Below are 22,533 nucleotides of genomic sequence, written 5' to 3' on the forward strand. Positions count from 1 at the left end.
CCTCCGACGACAAGATCGTCCCCGAGGGCATCGAGGGCCAGGTGCCCTACACCGGTTCCCTCGCGTCGGTCATCTACCAGCTCGTCGGCGGCCTGCACCAGACCATGTTCTACCTGGGCGCCTCCACGATCTCCCAGGTCAAGGCCAATGGGCGCTTCGTGCGCATCACCAGCGCGGGCCTGCGCGAATCGCACCCGCACGACATTCAGATGACGACGGAAGCGCCGAACTACCACTCCTCCTCCGCGAAGTAATCGCAGGTCGAGCGCTCGAGGCGGGCGGGAGCAGTCGGTGGGCTGCTCCCGCCCGCGTTATCCTAAGGGTGCGAAAACCCACGACAGCGCAAAGGAGCCGCCCATGCTCATCCTCATCGATCACGCGAACGTCGATTCCATCAAAAAGACCCTCGAATACCTGCCCATCGACGGCGTGACGACCAACCCGACGATCCTGTACCGCGAAGGCAAGGAACCCCTCGACGTCCTCCACGCGATCAAGTCCATCCTGCCCGATGGCGCCCAGCTGCACGTCCAGATCGTCTCCCAGCGCGCCGACGACATGGTCGCCGAGGCCAGGGCGCTGCGCGGCGAAATCGGCGGCAACCTCTTCATCAAGCTCCCCGTTACGCGCGAAGGCTTCGCCGCCATCCCGCGCATCGTGCGTGAAGGCATGCAGGTGACCGCGACCGGCATCCACTCCTCGATGCAGGGCTTCATGGCCGCTAAGGCCGGCGCCCGCTACGTCGCCCCCTACGTCAACCGCATGGACAACTACGGCATCGACGGCGTGCGCGTCGCCTCCGAAATCCACCGCACGCTGCGCACCTACGACCTGAAGGCCGACGTCCTGGCCGCGTCCTTCAAGAACTCCGAGCAGGTCCTCGAACTGGTCCGCCAGGGCGTGGGCGCCATCACCGCCGCCCCCGACGTGCTGGCCGCCCTCATCAAGAACCCCGCGACCGACGCCGCCATCGCGGACCAGAACCGCGACTTCGGCATCCTCGTGGGCGAGCGCCGCACGTGGCTGGACCTGGTCAACGACAAGTGAGGCTTGTGTAGAGGCCCGGAGGCGGAGTTCCGCCTCCGGGCCTTGCTGCGCCCTCTGCCTGGGCTGATCTGGATAGGTTGTGCGCATGCGGATAGGTTATGCGCATCTGGATAGGTTATTAAGCTATCCGGATGTTCGTTACCTATCCGGATGTTCGTTACCTATTCGGATGCGTGTTGGTGGCTGGGGGCTGCGGCCCCGCCGGCGACCTCCACACTGGTGGTGCGTGGTGGGTGCTGAGCGGCTTCGCCCGCCTGCTCGCCGTTCGCGCCGCGAGCTTCGCTCGGCGCGTCGACTCGAAGCCCGCCCGGCCCTGTGGCCCCTGGTGTGCCCTCTGCCTGGGCTTATTCGGATAGGTTGTGCGCACGCGGATAGGTTATGCGCATCTGGATAGGTTATTAAGCTATCCGGATGTTCGTTACCTATCCGGATGTTCGTTACCTATCCGGATGTGCCTTGGTGGCCGGGGGCTGCGGCCCCTCCACTCGCGCGGGTCCGCGTTAATGTCTGTTGGTCAGCGGCGTGGCACCACTGAGGTGGGTATTACGCCGGTTCGGAGGTGGCATCGTGCTCCCTCACTGGCGTCATGTTCCCGAACTGGTGTCATGCTCTGGCCTGGGCTTGTGTGGGGTGCGAGAACGGTCGCGGGCATGGTTCCCCGACAATGTCGCACGTAATTCCCCTGCGGCTGCTTCAAACATTGACTTTGCATCGTTGGAATTGCAACGTTTTGAGCAGTGCTCGAAAAATGACCGAGGGGAATTACGTGCGACTTTTATTCGGCGAGACACTGTGGCGCCGCCGGGCCCGCTGGCGCCCTCCGCACTGGTGGTGTGCGGTGCGTGGTGCGTGTTGCTCGGCAAAGCCCGTGGCCCCCAGGTGTTATCTGGATAGGTTGTGCGCACGTGGATAGGTTATGTGAATCCGGATAGGTTATTAAGCTATCCGGATGCTCGTTACCTATCCGGATGTGCCTTGGTGGCCGGGGGCTGCGGCCCCGTCGGCCCCACACTGGTGGCGCGCAGCGCATGCTGAGCAGCCGGATCCTGCCGCCCGGGCGCGACCCCGGCCACTGCCTCGTTCGGGTCTTCCCACACGGCTCATTCAGACCCCCTGTGCGCGGCCCTCAGGCACAAAGAAACGGGGGTCGTCCGCCGACCCCCGCTCGAAGTGCCCTTACTGCTGGTCGTCGCCGCGGCCTCGTGGCGTGATCTGAGGCCACTCGCGGTCGATGGTAGCGTCGCGGCCCTGCTTACGCAGGTACCGCTCGAAGTCCTCGGCCCAATCCTGGTGGGCCTGACGCTGATAGTCGGTGAGTTCCAGGGCACTCATGGACGCCAGCTGCGGGTACTTATCCACCATGCCCGCGAGCACGTCAAGCGTCATGGCCACGTCGACCTCAGCCGTGTGAGCGTCCGGGGAGGCGACCGCGCCGTAGACGGGCGCCATCTCCGTCAGCGTCTTCTTGCCCTTGCGGAAGCGGTCGAGCTTCCGATCCAAGACGAGCGGGTCGACGACCAGCATCGGCGCGCCCTCCAGGCGCTCCTCGAAGGAACCCAGGTGGTGGCGGCGCAGCTCCTGGTTGACCAGCGTGATGTCGTACGTCGCGTTGAAGGCGACGACCGGGTAGCCGCGCAGCCAATGTTCGACGATGGAACCGGCCAGCTCGTGGAGGACATCCTCAATCGGGCGGCCGTCGCGGCGCGCCTGCTCGGTCGTGATGCCGTGGACAGCCGTGGCTTGCTCGGGGATCTCGACACCAGGGTCGGTCAGCCACGTGGCCACCTGATCGGGGGCGCTGACGCCGGACCGGTAGGATGCGCCGTCGATGCGCAGCACCAGCGCGGCGGTGACGAGGCGATCCTTGAGCGCGCGCACTCCCGTCGTCTCGGTGTCAAAACCCATCCACGGGTCCTCGATCCAGCTCATGATTGCTCCTGTCTTTGCCGGTTCCTCCAGTGTGGCAGAGGGCGGGCACATCTGCGTCTCGGAGGACGTAGAATCGGTTCATGAGCCACGAAGTCGAAATCGGACGCGGCAAGCGCGGTCGGCGCGCCTACACACTGGACGACATCGCGCTCGTGCCCGCTCGGCGCACGCGCGACCCCGAGGACGTTAACGTCGGCTGGCAGATCGACGCCTACCACGTCGACATTCCCCTCATGGCCGCCCCCATGGACTCGGTGATGAGCCCGGAAACCGCGATCGCCTTCGGCCGCCTCGGTGGTATCGGCGTCCTGGATCTGGATGGGCTGTGGACCCGCTACGAGGATCCCACCCCGATTCTTGATCAGATCGCTCACCTGGGCGAGGAGGAGTCGATCGCGACCCTCCAGCGCGTCTATTCGGAGCCGATCAAGCCCTCGCTGATCACGGAGCGGCTCAAGCAGCTGCGCGAGGCCGGCGTGGTCGTCGCCGGAAAGCTCTCACCCCAGCGCGTCCAGCAGTATTGGCGCGCGGTTGTTGACGCGGGCGTCGACCTGTTCATTATTCGAGGTTCGACGGTGTCCGCCGAACACGTGTCGTCTCGCCGCGAGCCCCTTAATCTCAAGCGCTTCATCTATGAGCTGGACGTGCCCGTCATAGTCGGCGGCGTGTGTACGGACGCGGCTGCTCTGCATCTCATGCGTACGGGCGCCGCGGGTGTTCTTGTTGGTTTTGGTGGGGGAGCGGCGCATTCGACACGTCAGTCGCTGGGTGTGCATGCGCCGATGGCGACGGCTATCGCGGACGTGGCGGCGGCCCGGCGCGACTACATGGACGAGTCCGGTGGGCGTTACGTGCACGTCATCGCGGACGGCGGCATTGGGCGCAGCGGCGACCTCGCGCGCGCGATCGCGTGCGGCGCGGACGCCGTCATGCTGGGGGCGGCCATCGCCCGCGCCGAGGAGGCGCCCGGGCGCGGCTGGCACTGGGGCTCCGAGGCCACCCACCCGGACATGCCGCGCGGCCAGCGCGTGTACGTGGGAACGACGGGCACGCTTGAGCAGATTCTGTACGGCCCGTCTACGCGCGCGGATGGTTCGCTGAACTTTGTGGGGGCGCTCAAGCGGACGATGGCCTCGACGGGGTATGCCGAGGTGAAGGATCTGCAGCGCGCTCAGGTGGTCGTCTCCCCGTATTCGGCGTCCTGACCGTCGTTCGCTCAGCGACGAGGCCGGGGCTGGGGGTGACGAGGCCGGGCACCTCAGCGGGTGTGAGGGAGTTTGACGAAGCCGGTGCAGATTTGACGCACTCGGGTGTCCTTTCTGGACGCATCTATGCCACTGGCTAGTAGCCCAGGAATTTTCCCGAGCGGTTTCATTTGTTTGTCATGTCGTATACACTTATCAAAATTCGTGTTGCTGCAGGTAAAGGTGCCTGCGGTCCGGGGCCGCGAGGTCCCTCACGGTGAGGTGAGGTTGAGAGGACATCCCGATGAAGTGCGGGACGCGATCACTAGCTGTACTCGGCGCGTTCACCCTGTCCGCGATGGGGCTTGTGCCCGCGTCCTGGGCGGTAGATGCCAGTCAGCCGGGCGCTTTCGGAGCGGCCCAGCCGGGCACAACGGAAGCAAGCCAGGTAGAAGCGGCGCAGGGAGAGTCCGCTCAGGTCGCCCACTCAGATGCCGCGCAAGCCACGCAACCAGCCCAACCCGAGAACTCCGCGCAATCGGGGGACCCGGGTCGAGGCCTCGTCGACACCCCAATCTCGGACATCCAGGCTGTTGGCGCGGGGGATGAGTCGGCGATGGTGGGGGCGGTCGTCACCACGGTGGGCGTAGTGACGACCGCGTACCCGGCTGGGGAGTCGGGGCTGGCCACCACCTTGGACGGATTCACGATTCAGACGCCGGGCAGTGGTGGCGCGTGGGATGAGGGGCGCACGAATTCGGATGCACTCTTCGTCTACGTGGGGAAGAACGACCAGGTCCCGGCTCACGGGACGTGCGTACGCGTGAGCGGCACGGTCGGGGAGTTCCCTGCTACGTCCGCGACAGACAATCCCTCGAGCCTGACGCAGCTGGAGGCCAGCGCCGTCAAGCAGGTAGACGGTTGTCAGGCTGTGACCCCCACGCCGGTCACCGGCGTTCCCACGGCGGAGCAGGCAGAGTCCTACGAGTCCATGCTCCTCGCGCCACAGGGCACGTGGACAATCACGGGTAACAATCAGACGAATCAGTACGGAACGCTGTTGCTGACTCCCGGGGTTGAGCCGCTGCGCGCCGCCACCGATGTGGTAGCTCCCGGCCAGGCGGCCCGCGACTACGAGGCCGCTAACGCCGCGCGTGTGATCGCGCTTGACGATGGGACGAACACGAATCTGCTGCGGGGCGCAGCCACCGGGGTACCCTACGCGTACCTGGCAAATGGTGCTCAGGCGCGCGTCGGCTACCACGTGTCCTTCGACGAGCCCGTGGTGTTCGAACCGCGTCACGGATCCTTCGTCTTTCAACCAACGTCCATGGTGGCCGCGCATCCCGACCGTTCTCCGGTGACCATCATGGGGCAGCGTCCGACCGCCCCCACGGTTGGCGGGAATATCCGCGTCGCCACGTTCAATGTCCTCAACTACTTTTCCGACCTGGGGGTCGACGAGGCCGGGTGCACGGGGTACCCGGACCGCACGGGCGCCTTCGTGACGACGAAGAAGTGCAGGGTGCGTGGGGCGTACTCGCACGAGGCCTTCGCCAATCAGCAATCCAAGATCGTCTCTGCGATCAACGCTTTGGGCGCCGACGTAGTCGCACTGGAAGAGGTCGAAAACCCCCTCGCAACGGGCGCGAGGCCTTCCGCGGCCCGCAGTGCTTCGCGCGCACGGGGGCCAGCGCCGAGGCGAGCATCGGTCTTGGGGTTCTCCTGGCCGGAGCGGGAGGCATGGCCGTGTCCCTCGCGAGGCGCAAGAAGCGCCGATAGTAGCCCAAGCGATGTTTCTGCAAACACACAACAGGGGTGGCACTGACGCCTCCCAGAAAGGAAAACCCATGCATCACAGATGGACGCATCTCGCACTCGCTTCAATGGCGGCGCTGTCCCTCGCGGTCGTACCGAGCGCAGCTGTCGCACTTCCGCAGGAAGAGGCCACCCCAATTGTCTTGGACCTGTACAACCTCACGGATATTCACGGGCATATTCAGCAGGTGTCCAGTAAGGGCGTCGTGCGTGAGGCAGGCCTGCCCGCAGTGAACTGCTACTTGAAAGAGGCGACCGCTAAGAACCCGAACTCCTCGTTCACTCTGCTGGGTGACAACATCGGGGCGTCCCCCTACCTGTCGGGTTCGCTCAAAGACAACCCCACCATTGAGGCCCTCAATACGATGAACCCGCTGGCCTCGACGATCGGCAACCACGAGCTGGACATGGGGCAGGCGGTCTTCAAGCAGCGAGTCGACGGGTCCAACCCGAGTGAGTATGTGCAGGCGACCTTCCCGTATCTGGGGGCCAACATTGAGGGCATGGGCACCTACGGGGATGGCACCCCCTACCTGGGGGACTACAAGCTGTGGGTATCGCCCTCGGGTATGAAGGTGGCGTTCATCGGCGCGATCGCGCAGGATGTGCCTTACAAGCTCAGCCCCGGCACGACGGCGGGCCTGACCTTTAGCGACCCCATCGCGCGCATCGACTCGTTGGCCGAGCAACTCAAGTCGAGTGGCACGGCTGACGTTGTCATCGCGATGCTTGACGATGACGTGAAGAATAACTACGTCAAGGTCGGCAAGAACGTCGATGGCCTGATGGGTGGGGACACGCACGTGCCCTACGAGTTCGATCACGTCAATTCGGTCGAGTCATTCGACAGTGCGAACCCGCGCCTGGCGGGCGTCGCTTCGGGCTCCTACACGGATAATCTGGGCCTGATCCGCCTGACGATTGACCCGGCGACGCGGCAGGTGACCAGCGCCGACTCGATCCTCATCCCCGCCGCCGAGGTCGCCCAGTGCGGCGCGGACCCCGCCACTCAGGCGATTGTCGATCAAGCCGAGGCCGACTCGAAGGAAGCGGGCAAGCGCGTCGTCGCGACCGGGTACACGACCCCCTTCATGCGCGGCGTGTTCACCACCCCCGAGGGGACGACCGAGCCGGGGTCGAACCGTGGCATCGAGTCGTCCCTGGGTGACCTGGTGGCCGATTCCCTGCGCGAGTCCATCCTCACCCCGGACGGGAAGAGCGTCGACATCGGCATGATCAACGCGGGCGACCTGCGCGCCGACCTGGTGCCCGGCGAGGACGGGACGATCACGTATGCGCAGACCTACGAGGTCCAGCCCTTCTCCAACGAGCTGGGGTATGTGACGCTGAAGGGATCGGACGTCAAGGACGCGCTCGAGCAGCAGTGGAAGACGGATCTGAACTCGCAGAACTCCCGGCCGATGCTCAAGCTCAGCCTGTCCTCGAACGTGCGCTACACCTACGACCCGGCCAAGCCCTACGGGGAGCGCATCACGTCGGTGACGATCAACGGCGAGCCCCTCAGGGCCGACGCGACGTACACGGTCGGGTCCGTGTCCTTCCTGCTCGCTGGCGGCGACTCCTTCGAGGCCCTGACCCGCGGGGGAGCGGCCACCACGAACGGAAACCTGGACCGTGATTCCTTCAACGCCTACCTGGGTGCGCATTCGGGTAGCGGGGATCGCTCCGCCGAGGCCTCGTCCGCGTTGAGCCCGCGCGCGGCGAAGTCCTCGATCGGCCTGACCCTGCCCACAGAGGCGGTCGCTGATGGGGCTACGGTAACGATTCCGCTGCGTGGCCTGTCCTTCTCCGAGGGGCCTTCCATCACCTCGAAGGTGCGCGTGAGCGCGGGCGGTGCGCAGGCGGTGGCCGAGGTCGACAATTCCCTGGTGGACGCGCACGCCTCGGACGCCGCCTCGGTCATTACGACGGACGGAGCCGGGCAGGCGAGCGTGACCGTGACGGTCGTGGGCGCCTGCGAGGGCAGGGCGGCCGGTGATGTCGTGGCCGTTCCCGTCACGGTGGCCACCGACTTCGCGACGGTCGTCGAGGCCTCGGACGGGGTGACGATCCCCGTTGCCTGCGCGGGTACTGATGCTCCTGCTGCGGATCCGACGGTGTCGGTCGATCAGGGGCGAGGGAGTACCTCTGGGGTGATCGGTGGTGTGCTTTCGAGGAACAAGGCGGACGCTGTACGACGTGGAGGTTTGGCTCGCACCGGCGCGACCACGCAGGGGCTGCCCTTTGCTTTGGCGATGTGTGCGGTGGGTGTCGCTGCGGTAGCGGCTCGTCGCCGTCGGCGTTGTCGCGGCGCAAGTGACCGGTAGTCACTGATGGGAACGGAGGCGGTGCGGGTCATGGTGAACGAACGTAATAGCCTGACTTTGCATATGTTCACTCGTCGATCGGTGGGCGTGGTCTGTGGCCCGCGCTGCTTTCGTCTCGTCCAGATGTCATGGGTTTGTGCGGACTCATGTGCGATGTCATCCGAGCAGCGGGTCTGGCATTGGGACTGTCGTCCTTGTGGTGGCTGATTGTGGCGCGCATGTGAGAGCTAACGCCAGAAACGTTACCAATCCAACAATAGGTTGTCTTGACATGGTGAATGCCTGTCAGCACAATTCATAGCAGACGTAAAAGTCGATTCTGACAAATGTTCATGCAATGGTTGCGTGGGCATGGTCTGTGGCATAGGCCACCACCGATTCAAGGAAGAATCACCATCAACGGAGGAACACATACATGAAACACGTTGTGAAGATGTTCGCTGCGGCGGGAGCCATCACGCTCGCGCTCACCGGGTGTGGGGGAGGCGATGCCGAGGGCGCTGCCGACTTCAAAGCCTGCGCAGTCTCAGACTCCGGCGGATGGGACGACAAGTCCTTTAATGAGTCCGCGTACAACGGCCTGCAGACTGCTCACGCCAACCTGGGAGTCAAGATCAATACGGCCGAATCCACCTCGGACGCCGACTTCAGGCCCAACGTCGAGACGATGGTCGCCGACAACTGCAACCTGATCATCGGCGTCGGCTTCAGCCTGGAGAAGGCCGTGCACGCGTCGGCGGACGAGAATAAGGACCTGCACTTTGCTCTGGTCGACGCCAGTTTTAGCGATAAGAAGAATGAGCCGGTGACCATCGAGAACGGTCGCCCCCTGCTCTTCAACACTTCCGAGGCGGCATTCCTGGCAGGCTACGTCGCTGCGGGCATGACGAAGACGGGTAAGGTCGCTACTTTCGGTGGTATTCAAATCCCCGCCGTGACGGTGTTCATGGACGGTTTCGCTGACGGCGTCGCCGCCTACAACGACGCGAAGGGTGCGTCTGTGCAGCTCCTGGGTTGGGACAAGGCAGCCCAGGCGGGATCCTTCACTCAGTCCTTCGATGACCAGGCGCTGGGCAAGCAGCAGGCGCAGCAGTTTATCTCGCAGGGCGCCGACATTATCATGCCCGTCGCCGGACCCGTGGGCTTGGGGGCCGCGACCGCCGCACTGGCGGACGGCAACACCCTGATCATCGGTGTGGACTCCGACTGGTACGAGGCCAACCCCGACTACTCCTCGATCGTTTTGACCTCGGTTATGAAGGAGATCGGTGCGGCCGTCGAGCAGGCCATCACGGACTCGGTGAGTGGCAACTTCACGCCGGAACCGTATGTGGGCACGCTGGCAAACGGAGGGGTTTCCATTGCGCCCTTCCATGACTTCGACTCACAGGTCCCTAACGACATCAAGCAGGATCTGGTGACGCTCACAGAGAAGATTAAGTCGGGTGAACTGACCATCGAATCGCAGGCCGCTCCGAAGTGAGAGCCGAAGGCGAGCGGGTAGCGACGACGCGGCTCGCGACGCCAGGCCATCAGACGCACCTGGGGTATGTGCTCCACGGTGGGAAGGAAAAGGAATGAAACTAGAGTTGCGGGGGATCACGAAGAGGTTCGGTCCCCTCATCGCAAACGACTCGATCGACCTCACGGTCGAGGAAGGGCAAATTCATGCCCTGCTGGGGGAGAATGGCGCGGGTAAGTCCACGCTCATGAATGTCCTGTACGGATTGCATCAGCCCGACGAAGGGCAGATTCTTCTGGATGGACAACCCACCACGTTCAAGGGCCCGGGCGACGCAGTCGCGGCGGGTATTGGCATGGTGCACCAGCACTTCATGCTGATCCCGGTCTTCACCGTGGCTGAGTCGATTGCCCTGGGCTACGAGCCCACCGGGCCGGCCGGTATCATCAGCCTCGACAAGGCTCGTCAGACGGTCCGCGGTGTGTCAGCGCGTTTCGGATTCGACCTGGATCCCGATGCTCTCATCGAGGATCTGCCGGTCGGTGCGCAACAGCGCGTGGAGATCGTCAAGGCTTTGTCGCGCGAGGCGAAGGTCCTGATCCTAGACGAGCCCACTGCGGTGCTCACACCCCAGGAAACGGACGAACTCATGGTGATCATGCGTCAGCTCGCGGACTCGGGTACCTCGATCGTGTTCATCACGCACAAGCTGCGTGAGATCCGTGCCGTTGCCGACGCGATTACCGTTATTCGGCGTGGTCGCATTGTGGGCGAGGCGTCGCCGACGGATTCCGAGGCGTCTTTGGCTTCCCAGATGGTGGGCCGTCCGGTTCAGCTGCGCGTTGATAAGGCGCCGGCCAACCTTGTTGGCGATGGCCTGGCCTTCGACGACGTGACGCTCATCGGATCCGGGGGCGTTCCCCTCCTCGATCACCTCTCCTTCGAGGTGCGCAGGGGAGAGACGGTGGCGATCGCCGGTGTCCAGGGCAATGGCCAAAGTGAATTGGCCGAGGTCGTCCTTGGTCTGCGCACGCCGACCTCCGGTGCTGTTCGCCTGGGTGATCAGGACATTACGCACCTCAATCCGCGCCAGTCTTTGGACGCGGGCATCGGCTTCGTTCCCGAGGACCGCATGACGGACGGCATTATCGCCTCCTTCTCCATTGCGGACAACCTGGTCCTGGATCAATTCACCTCTAGTCAGTTTTCGGCGTTCGGTTCTCGCAAGCTTGCTGCGATCGCGCGCAACGCTGAGGAGAAACAGGAGGAGTACGACATTCGCCTGACGTCGATCAATGACCCGATTTCGTCCCTGTCGGGCGGTAATCAGCAGAAGGTCGTCGTCGCGCGCGAAATGTCGAAGGAGCTTCAGCTCCTGGTCGTCAATCAGCCCACGCGCGGCGTCGACGTTGGTTCGATTGAGTTCATTCACCGCAGGATCGTGGACACGCGCGATGGGGGCTGCGCGGTTTTGCTGATTTCGTCCGAGCTGGATGAGATTTGTGCGCTCGCGGATCGTATTGCCGTGATGTACCGCGGTCGTATCGTCGGCATTGTCCCGCCGGATACGCCGCGTGATGTCCTGGGCCTCATGATGGCCGGTGTTCCGCTGGACGAGGCCAAGGCTTCGTCGTCTGGTTCGGCTGCCGCCGATCGCGCTGGCAGGGAGGAAAAGTGATGAGTAAGCAAAAGGGTGGAGCACGCCTGGCAATTGCCCGCGTGTTGGCGTCGCAGTGGTTTGTGTCGGTGCTGGCGGTCGTTATCGCTTTCGTCATCGGGGCGATCCTGATCGCGATGTCTGGCGCGTCGGTGACGGAGGCGTACTACGCGATGTTCCGCGGGGCCATCATTGATCCCGAGGCGAAGACGTTCACTCGCACGATCATGCCGTTGACGAATTCGTTGTTCTTCTCGATTCCTTTGATTATCGCGGGCCTGGGCCTGGCGATTGGTTTCCGTGCGAGCCTGTTCAACATTGGTGGCAAGGGCCAGATCATCGCTGGTTCGCTCGCTGCCGTGTGGGTCGGTTTCTCGCTGAACCTGCCTCCGGTCATTCATACGCTGGTGGCGATTGCCGCCGCTATGCTTGCGGGTGGCTTGTACGCGGGCATTGCGGGTGTTCTGAAGGCGAAGACGGGTGCCAATGAGGTCATTGTGACGATCATGTTGAACATGATTGCGGCCCTTGGTCTGGGATACACGCTCGGTTTGAAGTCGTGGCAGGCGCCGGGCTTGAACCAGCCGGTGACCGCCGACGTAGCGGAATCGGCTGAGTTGGTGAGGATTCTGCCCCTGCCGTTCCGTCTTCACGCTGGTTTCATCGTTTCGATTATTGCGTTAGCTTTCTTCTGGTGGCTGATGGAGCGCTCGACGCTCGGCTTTAAGATCCGCGCGGTTGGAACGAACGCAGCTGCTGCCCGTACTGCGGGTATCTCGGTGGAGAAGATTACGGCTGTGACGATGGTGATTTCGGGTGCGTTCCTCGGTCTCGCGGGTGCGAACGAGGCGCTGGGCACCCTGGGTTACGTGTCCCGCGATGTCGCCGGAACGATCGGTTTCGACGCGATCACCGTTGCTCTGCTGGGCCGCAATAAGCCGCTGGGCACGTTCTGTGCGGGTCTTCTGTTCGGCGCGTTCAAGGCTGGTGGTTACCTGATGCAGACCAAGGGCGTGCCGATCGACATGATTTTGATTCTGCAGTCGGTGATCGTGCTGCTGATTGCCGCCCCGGCGCTGGTGCGGTGGATGTTCCGTCTTCCTGACGCCCGACGCGTGGAAGCACTTGAGAAGGAGGTCAGTGATGAGCACAAGTGAGCGTGGAGCACAAACGCTGATTGAGACCAAGCGGTCCTGGAAACTTCCCGGGGTTTACGTTGCTGCCAGCGTTCTCCTGGTGGTTCTTGCCGCCGTGACGAGTGGTGATGTTCGTATCATCCTCAACGATAAGTCGCAGTCGTACGTGATCCCTGAGATCGTGACTGCCGGCGCGCCCATTGTGTGGGGACTCGCGGTCATTGCGATCGCCGCTGCTGCGTGGTCCCTGGTGACGACGGCTCGCAGGATGCGGACCCCCTCGTGGGCCCGGATCATCGTGGTGGTCCTCGTTGGCCTGTCGACTGTCTGTGGGTTCCTCGTGTTCGCCGGTTCGGGTTCTACCACTGGTGGCGTAACGCTTACCTCGGTCCTGGTGTCGACGGTTGCCTTGTCGACGCCGCTGATTTTCGGTGCTCTCGCCGGCGTGATTTCCGAGCGAGTCGGCGTGGTTAACATCGCAATTGAAGGTGACCTGCTGGTTGGCGCGTTCGCGGGTGTCCTCGTGGCCTCGTACTTCCATAATGCCTATGCTGGTCTGATCGCCGCGCCTGTTGCGGGCGCTTTCATGGGCCTGCTTCTGGCTCTGTTCTCCGTCAAGTATGGCGTTGATCAGGTCATCGTCGGTGTCGTGTTGAACGTTTTGGCGCTGGGCCTGACCACTTTCTTCGGTGGAACGGTGATGAAGAAGTCGACGCTGAACCTGAACACCAACCAGTTTTCGCTCTCGACCATTAAGATTCCGGGCTTGTCTGAGATTCCGGTGATCGGCCCCGCGCTGTTCAATCAGACGATCCTCGTCTACATCATGTACGTCGTGGTCGCCGCGCTGGCCTTCTTCCTGTTCCGTTCCTGTTGGGGTCTGCGCCTGCGGGCGTGTGGGGAGCACCCGCGGGCAGCAGATACGGTCGGCATCAACGTGCAGCGTACGCGTACGAACAACACGGTCTTGGGTTCGGCCCTCGCGGGTCTGGGTGGCGCGTTCTTCACGATTGGATCGTCTCTGGCATTCACGGACAATATCTCCGCAGGGAACGGCTACATCGCCCTCGCTGCGCTGATCTTGGGTAAGTGGAATCCGCTGGGAGCCATGGCGGCTGCTGTCATGTTCGGTTTTGCTCAGGCGACGGCGCACCTGCTGCCCAATCTGTCTAACGCTGTCCCGGGCAATCTCGTGTCAATGATTCCCTACGTGGTGACGATCATCGCGGTGGCTGGGTTTGTCGGCAAGTCGCGTGCTCCCGCGGCTGAGAACGTTCCCTACATGAAGTGAAGGATGATGCACCGATGACGTCGATCAATTGGGATGCCCTGCTGGGTAGCGCCATTGACGCGATGAAGCGGGCATACTGCCCGTACTCGGGGTTCCCCGTTGGCGCCGCCGGACTGGCGCAGGACGGGCGAATCGTGAGTGGGTGCAACGTTGAGAACGCGGGGTACGGGGTGACGCTGTGTGCCGAGTGCGGCATGGTGTCGGAGCTAATCCGTAGCGGTGGTGGCGCGCTTGTCGCGGTCGTTGCTGTCAACGGTGACGAGGTCCCTGTCTCCCCGTGCGGGAGGTGCCGCCAGCTCATTTATGAGCACGGCGGCCCCTCCTGCCTGGTTCTCATGCCGGAAGGCGTTGCTCCCATGAGCGAGGTCCTCCCTGGTGCCTTTGGCCCACACGACCTGGACAGTGTCGGGGCGCTACCTGCCCCGGCCTCGTCCGACACGAAAGAAGGATACGATGGCGCTCTTTGATGCCGTTGACATTATTCGAACGAAGCGCGACGGGGGTGCCCTGACCCCCGAGCAGATCGACTGGACGATCGACGCCTACACGAAGGGCGTTGTCAAGGACGAGCAGATGGCTGCTTTGGCGATGGCTGTTTTCCTGCGGGGAATGACGCGGGACGAGATCGCCAGGTGGACGGACGCGATGATCCGGTCGGGGGAGCGCATGGACTTCTCTGGGATCGGAAAGCCGACTGCCGATAAGCACTCTACGGGAGGTGTGGGTGACAAGATCACGCTCCCCCTGGCGCCGCTCGTCGCGTGTTTCGGGGTGGCTGTTCCCCAGCTGTCGGGCCGAGGCCTGGGGCACACGGGCGGTACTCTGGACAAGATGGAGTCCATCCCTGGGTGGCGCGCTCATCTGTCCAACGAGGAGATCCTGACCCAGCTCGGTAACGGCTGCGGCGCGGTCATCTGCGCGGCGGGGTCTGGTCTGGCGCCCGCGGACAAGAAGCTCTACGCTCTGCGTGACATCACCTCAACCGTTGAGTCCATTCCGTTGATCTCTAGTTCCATCATGAGTAAGAAGATCGCTGAAGGGACGGGCGCTCTCGTCCTGGATGTCAAGGTCGGGTCGGGAGCATTCATGAAGGACATTGACAGTGCGCGTCAACTGGCGCGCACTCTGGTGGACCTGGGACGCGACGCGGGTGTGGCCACGCGCGCCCTGCTCACCGATATGTCCGTTCCCCTGGGGCGCAAGATCGGCAACGCGCTCGAGGTCGAGGAGTCTGTCGAAGTCCTGGCCGGTGGTGGTCCCTCTGACGTCGTTGAGCTGACCTGCGAATTGGCGCGTCACATGCTTGATCTTGCTGGCGTGCACGACGTTGATGTGGAGGCGGCCCTTGAAGACGGGCGCGCGATGGATCGTTGGCGTGCGATGATCCGCGAGCAGGGGGGTGATCCGGACGCTCCCATGCCTCGTGCCGTGCACACCCATCAGGTGTGTGCTGAGGCTGACGGTATGATCGTCGGTATGGATGCCCTGAGCGTGGGTGTGGCGTCGTGGCGACTCGGCGCGGGGCGAGCCGTTAAGGAGGATCCGGTGCAGGCTGGTGCGGGCATCGAGATCCACGCTAAGCCGGGGGAGACCGTGTCGAGGGGACAGCCTCTGCTGACTCTCCACACCGACGACGAGTGGCGAATTGCTCGCGCAGTTGAGACCCTATCAGGTGCAATCGAGATTACCGAGGGGGGCACGTTCGCTGCCCGCGGGGTTGTTCTGGAGACCGTGTCTTGATCGCGGCGCGGCCAGGGCGAGGAGGGAGTACACGTGGATAAGCGCGACGAGCAGGCTGTTGATGCTCTCAAACTCTATTACCAGCAGGATTTGAGCCAAGTTGACATCGCCGCCCGTATGGGGCTTTCGCGTCCTACCGTGGCTAAGCTCCTCGCTCATGGTCGCGATCGTGGTTTCGTGACGATCACGATACATGATCCTCGGGAGGAAGCTTCCGAACTGGCTGCCCGACTGGAGCAGCGCTACGGTCTGGCATGCGTGCGCGTCGCGCACGGGCACGCAGCGACCGAGGAGGAAGCTATCGATGAGGTTGGGCGCGTGGGCGCGGACCTGGTGAGCCAGTTGGTGCACGACGGCATGCGCGTGGGTATTTCGTGGGGTCGCACGATGTATGCGCTTGCTTCTCACTTGGAGCGTTCTCCGCGCCAGGGCGTGCGAGTTGTTCAGCTCAAGGGTGGGACATCTTTCTCCGCGCGTGCGACGCACGACTTTGAGGTGATGCGTGCATTTTGCGATGCTTTTAACGCTCAGCCGCGCTACCTGCCCCTGCCTGTCATTTTTCAGTCCACGAAGACGGCATCGATCGTGTGCAAGGATCGGGCGATCATGAAGATCCTGGAGGAGGGGCGCAAGGTTGACGTGGCTGTCTTTACGATCGGCGCGATCGGCGATGAAGTCATTTCTCTCAACCTCGGGCATCTGGATGGGGAGGAAGTGGATGCGCTGTTGCGCGATGCTGTCGGTGACGCGCTTTCTCACTTTTTCACGGCGGCTGGCCAGATTGCGCTTCCCGAGCTTGAGGCCCGTACTGTCAGCATTTCGTTGGAGCGTCTGTGTAGTCGGCCCGTGCGGCTGGTCGTTGCGGGGGGGTTCATGAAAACACGCGCGCTGGACACGGCGCTGCGCATGGGGATTGCCACGCATCTGGTGGTGGATCAGGATTTGGCTCTTGGGCTGCTGGAAATGAGCGAGTGAGGGGGCTTGGGGAAGGAGGTGTAGAGATAGAGAGAAAGAACACTTGTCAAAGTTAATATTGACATATTGATAATGCAAGGCCTAGCCTTGCCCTATAGGTAACGAAGCCTAGAGGAGCGCACAGCTCCCTGAGATGACAAAGGACACGACACATGCGTTCGACACCCCACATTGATCCCACCGGCCCCATCGCCGAGACCATCCTGCTGCCGGGCGACCCGCTGCGCGCCAAGTTTATCGCTGAGAACTACCTGGAGGACGTCCAGCAGTTCAACGCCGTGCGCAACATGCTCGGCTTCACCGGCACCTACCAGGGCACCCCCGTCTCCGTCATGGGTTCCGGCATGGGTATCCCCTCAATCTCCCTGTACGCCTACGAGCTTATCCACACGTTTGGCTGCAAGCGCCTGGTCCGCATCGGAACCTGCGGTTCCCTCCAGCCCAACATGCACCTGTACGACGTCGTCATCGCGCAGGGCGCCTGCACGAACAGCGCGTTCATGGACCAGTACCAGCTGCCCGGCCAGTTCGCCCCGATCGGCTCCTTCAACCTGATCGACGACGTGGTGCGCCGCGCCCGCGAGCGGGGCGTCCCCTTCCACGTCGGCAACATCATGTCCTCCGACGTCTTCTACAACGCGAACCCGACCTTTAACGAGGCCTGGCAGCACATGGGCATCCTCGCAGTCGAGATGGAGAGCGCTGGCCTGTATGCGACCGCCGCGCACGCGGGTGTCGAGGCCCTGGCTATGTTCACGGTCTCCGATTCGCTGGTCACCGGTGAAGTCACGGACGCGCAGTCGCGCCAGACCGCCTTCACCGCGATGATGGAGCTCGCCCTGCCCCTGGCAGCGCTCTGAGACAAGGAGAAGGCTGCTCCATGAAGAAGCGTGACGTGGCCGCGTTGATCGACCACACGATCTTGAAGCCGGAAGCGACACGCCAGGACGTGGCACGCATTATCGAGGAAGGGGCCAGCGCCGGCACCTTCTCGGTCTGCGTGTCCCCGTCCATGCTTCCGCTGGACGTGCCCGATGGACTGAAGGTGGCCTGCGTCGTCGGCTTCCCCTCGGGCGCGGTCAAGCCGCAGGTCAAAGCCTTCGAGGCGGCGCAGGCAGTCGCCGACGGCGCGGACGAGATCGATATGGTCATCAACATCGAGCTGGTCAAGGACGCACGCCTGCACGAGCTGGAAGAAGAGATTGCTGCCGTGCGCCGCGTCGTCCCAGCCCCACGCGTCCTGAAAGTCATCATCGAGTCCGCAGCTCTCACTGACGATGAAATCGTCGCCGCCTGCACGGCATCCATGGCTGCCGGAGCTGACTTTGTGAAGACCTCCACGGGTTTCCACCCCGCAGGTGGGGCCTCCGTCCACGCGGTCGCCCTCATGCGCGCCACCGTCGGCGACGCCCTGGGGGTCAAGGCCTCGGGAGGCATCCGCGACGCCGACACGGCGCTCGCCATGATCGAAGCAGGAGCTTCTCGCCTGGGAGTCTCCGCAACTAACGCCATCTTGGCAGAATTGGAAGACTGACACTATGGAACTTCTTGAACTGGCCCAGCGCTGGGCAGACCATGACCCCGATCCGGCCACGGCCTCGTCCCTGAGGGCCGACATTGAGGCCGCTCGTGGCGGCGACGAAGAGGCCCTCGCCCGCGTGGGCGCCGCCATGAACGGTCCCCTCGAGTTCGGTACTGCCGGCCTGCGCGGAGTCGTGGGCCCCGGCGAATCCCGCATGAACCTGGCCGTCGTTATCCGAGCGACCGCCGGCCTGTGCGAGGTCATTAAACGTCACGCGACGGGTACCCCTACCCTGGTCGTGGGCTGCGATGCCCGCTACGGATCCTCCGAGTTTGCTACGGCCGCGTGCCGTGTCGCTTCTGCCGCCGGCGTGCGTGTCCTCGCGCTGCCCCAGGCGAACCCGACCCCGCTGACCTCCTTCGCGGTACGACACTACGGCGCGGACGCGGGCGTTATGGTGACCGCTTCGCACAACCCCGCCCCCGACAACGGCTACAAGGTGTACCTCGGTGGAAGCGTCGTTACGGGCGATGGCCAGGGAGTCCAGATCGTCCCGCCTTTCGACGCCGAGATCGCGGCGGCCATCGAGGCCACGCCCCCCGCCGACGAAGTCCCCATGAACGATGACCTGGTCGAGGCCGTGGACCCGCGCGACGAGTACGTCGCGGAGGCCGTCAAGCTGGCCTCCGGCGACGCTGATGTCCGCGCGGACCTGCGCATCGTCCTGACGGCCATGCACGGCGTGGGCGCGTCCCTCACCTCGCGCGTGCTGGCCCAGGCGGGCTTCACGAACGTGTCAATCGTCGCCGCCCAGGCCGAACCCGACCCGGACTTCCCGACGGTTCCCTTCCCGAACCCCGAGGAAGCCGGAGCCCTCGACATGGCCATCGAGCAGGCTCGCGGCGAGGACGCCGACCTTATCATCGCTGTGGACCCCGACGCGGACCGTTGCGCGCTCGCGGTCCCTGACCCTGCGGCCAAGGCCGGATGGCGTCCGCTGAGCGGTGACCAGATCGGCTGCCTGCTAGGAGAATTCCTGGCGTCGCGAGGCCTGGAGGGGTCGCTCGCAAACTCGATCGTCTCCTCGCGTCTGCTGGCCCGCATTGCGCATGCCCACGGCCTCGAACATCACACGACGCTCACGGGCTTTAAGTGGATCGCCCGCGCTCCGCAGCTGGCCTTCGGCTATGAAGAAGCGATCGGTTTCTGCCCGAATCCCGCCATCGCGCGCGACAAGGACGGCATTGCGTCCTCTGTCGTTGCCGCGTCGCTGTTCGCCGCGCTCAAGGCTCAGGGCCGCACCGCGTGGGATGAACTGGACCGTCTAGCCCACGCTCACGGCCTGCACGTGACCGGACCGTTGACCTTCCGCGTCGAGGAGATTGAGCAGATTGCTACCGGCATGGCGCGCTTGCGCGCGCAGCCGCCGAGCGAACTCGCAGGTTCACCCGTCGTCGAGGTCTCTGACCTGGCGCAGGGCTACAAGGGCCTGCCGCCCACGGACGGTGTGCTGGTACTGACCGAGGCCGGGGACCGCGTGATCGCGCGTCCATCGGGCACGGAACCCAAGCTCAAGTGCTATCTCGAGGTCATCCTGCCTGCCCCCGAGGGGGAGCCGGTTCCGTGGAAGGCGGCGTACGAGCGCCTCGAACTGATTAAGCGTGAGTTCGGTCAGATCATTGGTCTGTGAGTGCTGACGGAGGGTCTCCGTTCGACGATTGAGCAGGGGTGCATCTCTGCGCACGTAAATAGATAACGCTATACTTGCGTATATGTCACGTCACGTTGAATCGTCGGCGGGGACCCTGCCATATGCCAACCGGCCCGTTGAGAAGACGCCCGGTCACTGGGTGCTCGCCCGTGCAGGAAAGACAGTCCTGCGCCCCGGGGGTCTCGCGCTGAGCATGTGGGCCCTCAAACGAGCGGTCATCCCCGGCGCGGATGTCGTCGAATTCGCTCCAGGAATGGGAGTAACAGCACGCTCGATCATCAGTGTTGGTCCCGCCTCCTACGTGGGGGTCGAGCGGGACCCCGACGCGTGCGCGCGCGTCGATGCCATCGCCTCGGGCGTGGGACACTGTGTGAACGCGGATGCCGCCCAAACAGGTCTGCCGGACGCTAGTGCCGACGTCGTGGTCGGCGAAGCCATGCTCACCATGCAGGGTGAGAAAGCTAAGCGCGCGATCGTGGGGGAAGCGGCGCGTATCCTACGCCCGGGTGGACGCTACGTCATCCACGAGCTCGCGATGCGCCCCGAGACCATCGCCGAGGAACCCGCCACCGAGATCCGCCGTGCGCTCGCGCGCGCGATCAATGTCAACGCGCGGCCACTCACGGTCGCCGGCTGGCGAGCGGTTCTCGAAGAAGCGGGCCTGGTCGTCGAAGAGACACGCAAGGCGCCCATGGCCCTGCTGAAGCCAGGCCGCATGCTTGCCGACGAGGGCGTGCGTGGGACCCTGCGGATCGCCCGCAACATCGCCCGTGACAAAGACTTGCGCCGACGCGTCACCACGATGGCGCGCACGTTCAAGAAGTACGACCGACATCTGTGCGGCGTCGCCATCGTCGCACGCAAACCCAAGGAGAACAGGTGAGTCTCTCGCTCGATTCCAACACCGCGCTCCCTACGCCCATCATGACGGACCTGAGTGACATCGCTTCGATGATCCAGATCAACGAAGAAGCCACCGTCTCGCGCACGGTCATGCACGCAGAGGGTGTGCGCCTCGTCCTCTTTAGCTTCGATACCGGCGAGATCCTCAGTGAGCACACGGCGGCCATGCCCGTCATCCTGCAGACCCTCGAAGGTGCCCTCGAAATCGAGGCCGACGGTCGCACCGTGGTCCTTCGCCCCGGCGACGTCATCCACTTCGGCACGCGACTGCCTCACGCGGTCCGCGCGCTTGAACCCTCGAAGCTGGCGCTGTTCATGCTGGATCGGCGCGAGCGGCCCACCGCCTGACTGCGGCCTTCAAGCCCGGGAACCCTGGCCCCGTCTGAGAGCAACGAGGTCGGGGTTCCCACTCGATTGCACGCAGCGCGCGACCCCGGTGAACGACGATGTTACCTGAGCGCCGCCTTCCCAGCGCCGCGTGCGACCAACCACATGCCGACCTCGACAATCACGCCGGAGAGGACGAAGACGAAGGGAATAGAGGCAGGTGCGTCCATGAAGGGCATGGCGGCCAGAGCGATGCCGTGGGCGGTGCCGAGGACTCCGCCGCAAAAGAGAATCGGCCAGGCAGCGCGGTGAGCACGCCGCCATTCCCGAGACCCGCTCTCGACGCCCCGCAGGCGCAGGCCCAGGGGCGGGCGGCATGCGTCCGCGCGCGCGACCAGGCCCGAGGCAAAGAGGTAGAGTCCGCCCGCGATCAGCGTCAGGGCGAGGAAAACGACAAAGACAATCGCAGCGATGGACACGGGAACCCCCAGGGACGGTGGATGTTTCACGGCCGTTTCACGCGGGCCGCGCGACCATTCTACCCGGCCCCGGCTTCGTGACCGACGAGGCCGGGGGAGCGTCGGGGGACCGACCTGAGTCGAGCCGTGGCTGAGCGCGCGTGCGCGCTCAGAAGTAGCAGGCGATCGGACCGTTCGGGCCTGGGACGACGGTGACGGGCGTGTCGAAGATGTCGGTGAGGACATCGTCGCGCATGATGTCCGCAGGTGAACCCATGAAAGCGACTTGCCCGTCCTTCAGCGCGCAGATCGTTGATGCGTAGCGGGCCGCGAAATTAATGTCGTGCAGGACGATGACGATCGTGCGCGAAAACTCGCGGGCAGCTCGCTCCAGCATGGTCATCATCTCCACGCTGCGCGCAATGTCCAGGTTGTTGAGCGGCTCATCCAGCAGAACGTAGTCGGTTTCCTGTGCCAAGACCATTGCGACATAGGCGCGCTGGCGCTGGCCCCCAGAGAGCTGATCCAGGTAGCGGCCTTGAAGGTCCCCCAAGTCAAGGAAGCCGATGTAGCGGTCGATGATGGCCTCGTCCTCGCTGTTCAGGTGCCCTCGAGTGTGCGGAAAGCGACCGAAACCAACCAGCTGTCGGACCGTCAAGCGCGAAATGAAATGGTTTTCTTGGCGCAGGATCGACAGGGTGCGCGCCAGCTGGGAGGACTTCGTCGTCGCCACGTTCAGGCCACCGACCTCGATGGTGCCCGCGTCAATGCCGAGGAGACGCCCGATCATGGTCAGCAGCGTGGACTTGCCCGCCCCGTTGGGGCCGACCAGCGCCGTAATGCCGCCCGCGGGGATCTCCAGGGAGATCTCGCCGATGCGCACGGAGGATGAATACTGTTTGACGACGGAATCAATGGAAATCACAGGCGGCCCTTCCGCAAAATAGTGACGATGAACGCGAGCCCGCCGACGAACTCGATAATGATGGAAACGACGCCCTGCGTGTTGAACACGTGATTCATGACGAAGTAGGCGCTGGCCAGGA

General features: G+C 63.9%; 19 protein-coding genes and 2 pseudogenes. 17 read left to right on the plus strand and 4 right to left on the minus strand.

Annotated features, from left to right (window positions below; translation table 11 throughout):
- Together RYL44_RS07265 and RYL44_RS07270 are read left to right on the plus strand one after the other, a co-directional pair.
- Positions 1 to 254: IMP dehydrogenase (locus RYL44_RS07265; RefSeq protein WP_314975553.1), on the plus strand; the 254-nt coding region annotated here is incomplete at its 5' end.
- Between the two features lie 103 nt (positions 255 to 357).
- Positions 358 to 1,047 carry a transaldolase family protein gene (locus RYL44_RS07270; RefSeq protein ID WP_314975554.1) on the plus strand — a complete coding sequence of 230 codons (690 nt, stop codon included), beginning with the start codon at positions 358 to 360 and terminating at the stop codon, positions 1,045 to 1,047.
- 1,176 nt (positions 1,048 to 2,223) lie between these two features.
- Here the strand turns inward: RYL44_RS07270 and RYL44_RS07275 are convergent.
- Positions 2,224 to 2,976 (minus strand): exonuclease domain-containing protein, encoded by a 753-nt coding sequence (locus RYL44_RS07275; RefSeq protein ID WP_314975555.1) that lies wholly within the window; start codon positions 2,974 to 2,976, stop codon positions 2,224 to 2,226.
- 80 nt (positions 2,977 to 3,056) lie between these two features.
- Between RYL44_RS07275 and RYL44_RS07280 the strand changes: the two genes are divergently transcribed.
- From RYL44_RS07280 to RYL44_RS07350, 15 genes and pseudogenes are all read left to right on the plus strand, one after another.
- Positions 3,057 to 4,181, plus strand: a complete 1,125-nt coding sequence (locus RYL44_RS07280; protein ID WP_276738383.1) for a GuaB3 family IMP dehydrogenase-related protein — start codon at positions 3,057 to 3,059, stop codon at positions 4,179 to 4,181.
- Positions 4,182 to 4,464: 283 nt separating this feature from the next.
- A pseudogene (locus RYL44_RS07285) lies at positions 4,465 to 5,847 on the plus strand (ExeM/NucH family extracellular endonuclease); the annotation flags it as partial.
- A 163-nt stretch (positions 5,848 to 6,010) separates the two neighbouring features.
- A complete protein-coding gene (locus RYL44_RS07290) occupies positions 6,011 to 8,305 on the plus strand; it encodes a bifunctional metallophosphatase/5'-nucleotidase (protein ID WP_314975556.1) in 2,295 nt (764 codons plus the stop codon).
- A 415-nt stretch (positions 8,306 to 8,720) separates the two neighbouring features.
- Positions 8,721 to 9,788, plus strand: coding sequence for a BMP family lipoprotein (locus tag RYL44_RS07295; protein WP_073982395.1), 1,068 nt, complete (start codon positions 8,721 to 8,723; stop codon positions 9,786 to 9,788).
- Between the two features lie 94 nt (positions 9,789 to 9,882).
- Complete coding sequence (locus RYL44_RS07300; RefSeq protein ID WP_314975557.1) at positions 9,883 to 11,445, plus strand: ABC transporter ATP-binding protein; 1,563 nt, start codon at positions 9,883 to 9,885, stop codon at positions 11,443 to 11,445.
- Positions 11,445 to 12,581, plus strand: coding sequence for an ABC transporter permease (locus RYL44_RS07305; protein WP_073982397.1), 1,137 nt, complete (start codon positions 11,445 to 11,447; stop codon positions 12,579 to 12,581). Before RYL44_RS07300 ends, RYL44_RS07305 begins: the two co-directional genes overlap by 1 nt.
- Entirely contained in the window at positions 12,568 to 13,851 is a 1,284-nt protein-coding gene (locus RYL44_RS07310) for an ABC transporter permease (protein WP_314975558.1), read from the plus strand. Before RYL44_RS07305 ends, RYL44_RS07310 begins: the two co-directional genes overlap by 14 nt.
- 14 nt (positions 13,852 to 13,865) lie before the next feature.
- Positions 13,866 to 14,318 (plus strand): cytidine deaminase, encoded by a 453-nt coding sequence (locus RYL44_RS07315; RefSeq protein WP_073982399.1) that lies wholly within the window; start codon positions 13,866 to 13,868, stop codon positions 14,316 to 14,318.
- The gene (locus RYL44_RS07320; protein ID WP_314975559.1) at positions 14,305 to 15,591 is read left to right on the plus strand and encodes a thymidine phosphorylase; all 1,287 of its coding nucleotides are present in this window, start codon (positions 14,305 to 14,307) and stop codon (positions 15,589 to 15,591) included. The genes RYL44_RS07315 and RYL44_RS07320 overlap by 14 nt, the downstream gene beginning before the upstream one ends.
- A gap of 33 nt (positions 15,592 to 15,624) precedes the next feature.
- Positions 15,625 to 16,566, plus strand: a complete 942-nt coding sequence (locus RYL44_RS07325; RefSeq protein ID WP_073982401.1) for a sugar-binding transcriptional regulator — start codon at positions 15,625 to 15,627, stop codon at positions 16,564 to 16,566.
- Positions 16,567 to 16,718: 152 nt separating this feature from the next.
- On the plus strand, positions 16,719 to 17,426 hold the full coding sequence (gene deoD, locus RYL44_RS07330; RefSeq protein WP_314975560.1) for a purine-nucleoside phosphorylase: 708 nt from the start codon (positions 16,719 to 16,721) through the stop codon (positions 17,424 to 17,426).
- A 20-nt stretch (positions 17,427 to 17,446) separates the two neighbouring features.
- Entirely contained in the window at positions 17,447 to 18,100 is a 654-nt protein-coding gene (gene deoC, locus RYL44_RS07335) for a deoxyribose-phosphate aldolase (RefSeq protein ID WP_314975561.1), read from the plus strand.
- Between the two features lie 4 nt (positions 18,101 to 18,104).
- Entirely contained in the window at positions 18,105 to 19,778 is a 1,674-nt protein-coding gene (locus RYL44_RS07340; protein ID WP_314975562.1) for a phospho-sugar mutase, read from the plus strand.
- A gap of 82 nt (positions 19,779 to 19,860) precedes the next feature.
- Positions 19,861 to 20,682, plus strand: a complete 822-nt coding sequence (locus RYL44_RS07345; RefSeq protein ID WP_314975563.1) for a class I SAM-dependent methyltransferase — start codon at positions 19,861 to 19,863, stop codon at positions 20,680 to 20,682.
- A complete protein-coding gene (locus tag RYL44_RS07350) occupies positions 20,679 to 21,050 on the plus strand; it encodes a cupin domain-containing protein (RefSeq protein ID WP_314768087.1) in 372 nt (123 codons plus the stop codon). Before RYL44_RS07345 ends, RYL44_RS07350 begins: the two co-directional genes overlap by 4 nt.
- A 101-nt stretch (positions 21,051 to 21,151) precedes the next feature.
- Here RYL44_RS07350 and RYL44_RS07355 read toward each other — a convergent pair whose 3' ends face one another.
- From RYL44_RS07355 to RYL44_RS07365, 3 genes and pseudogenes are all read right to left on the minus strand, one after another.
- Positions 21,152 to 21,508: a permease gene (locus RYL44_RS07355; protein WP_390883813.1), complete on the minus strand. Its 357-nt coding sequence runs from the start codon at positions 21,506 to 21,508 to the stop codon at positions 21,152 to 21,154.
- A 148-nt stretch (positions 21,509 to 21,656) separates the two neighbouring features.
- The gene (locus tag RYL44_RS07360; protein ID WP_276738410.1) at positions 21,657 to 22,412 is read right to left on the minus strand and encodes an iron ABC transporter ATP-binding protein; all 756 of its coding nucleotides are present in this window, start codon (positions 22,410 to 22,412) and stop codon (positions 21,657 to 21,659) included.
- Positions 22,409 to 22,533 (minus strand): annotated as a pseudogene (locus RYL44_RS07365) (iron chelate uptake ABC transporter family permease subunit); the annotation flags it as partial. The pseudogene RYL44_RS07365 and the gene RYL44_RS07360, both read right to left, overlap by 4 nt.

This window comes from Actinomyces bouchesdurhonensis (assembly GCF_963540955.1).
Classification (GTDB): Bacteria; Actinomycetota; Actinomycetes; order Actinomycetales; family Actinomycetaceae; genus Pauljensenia; species Pauljensenia bouchesdurhonensis.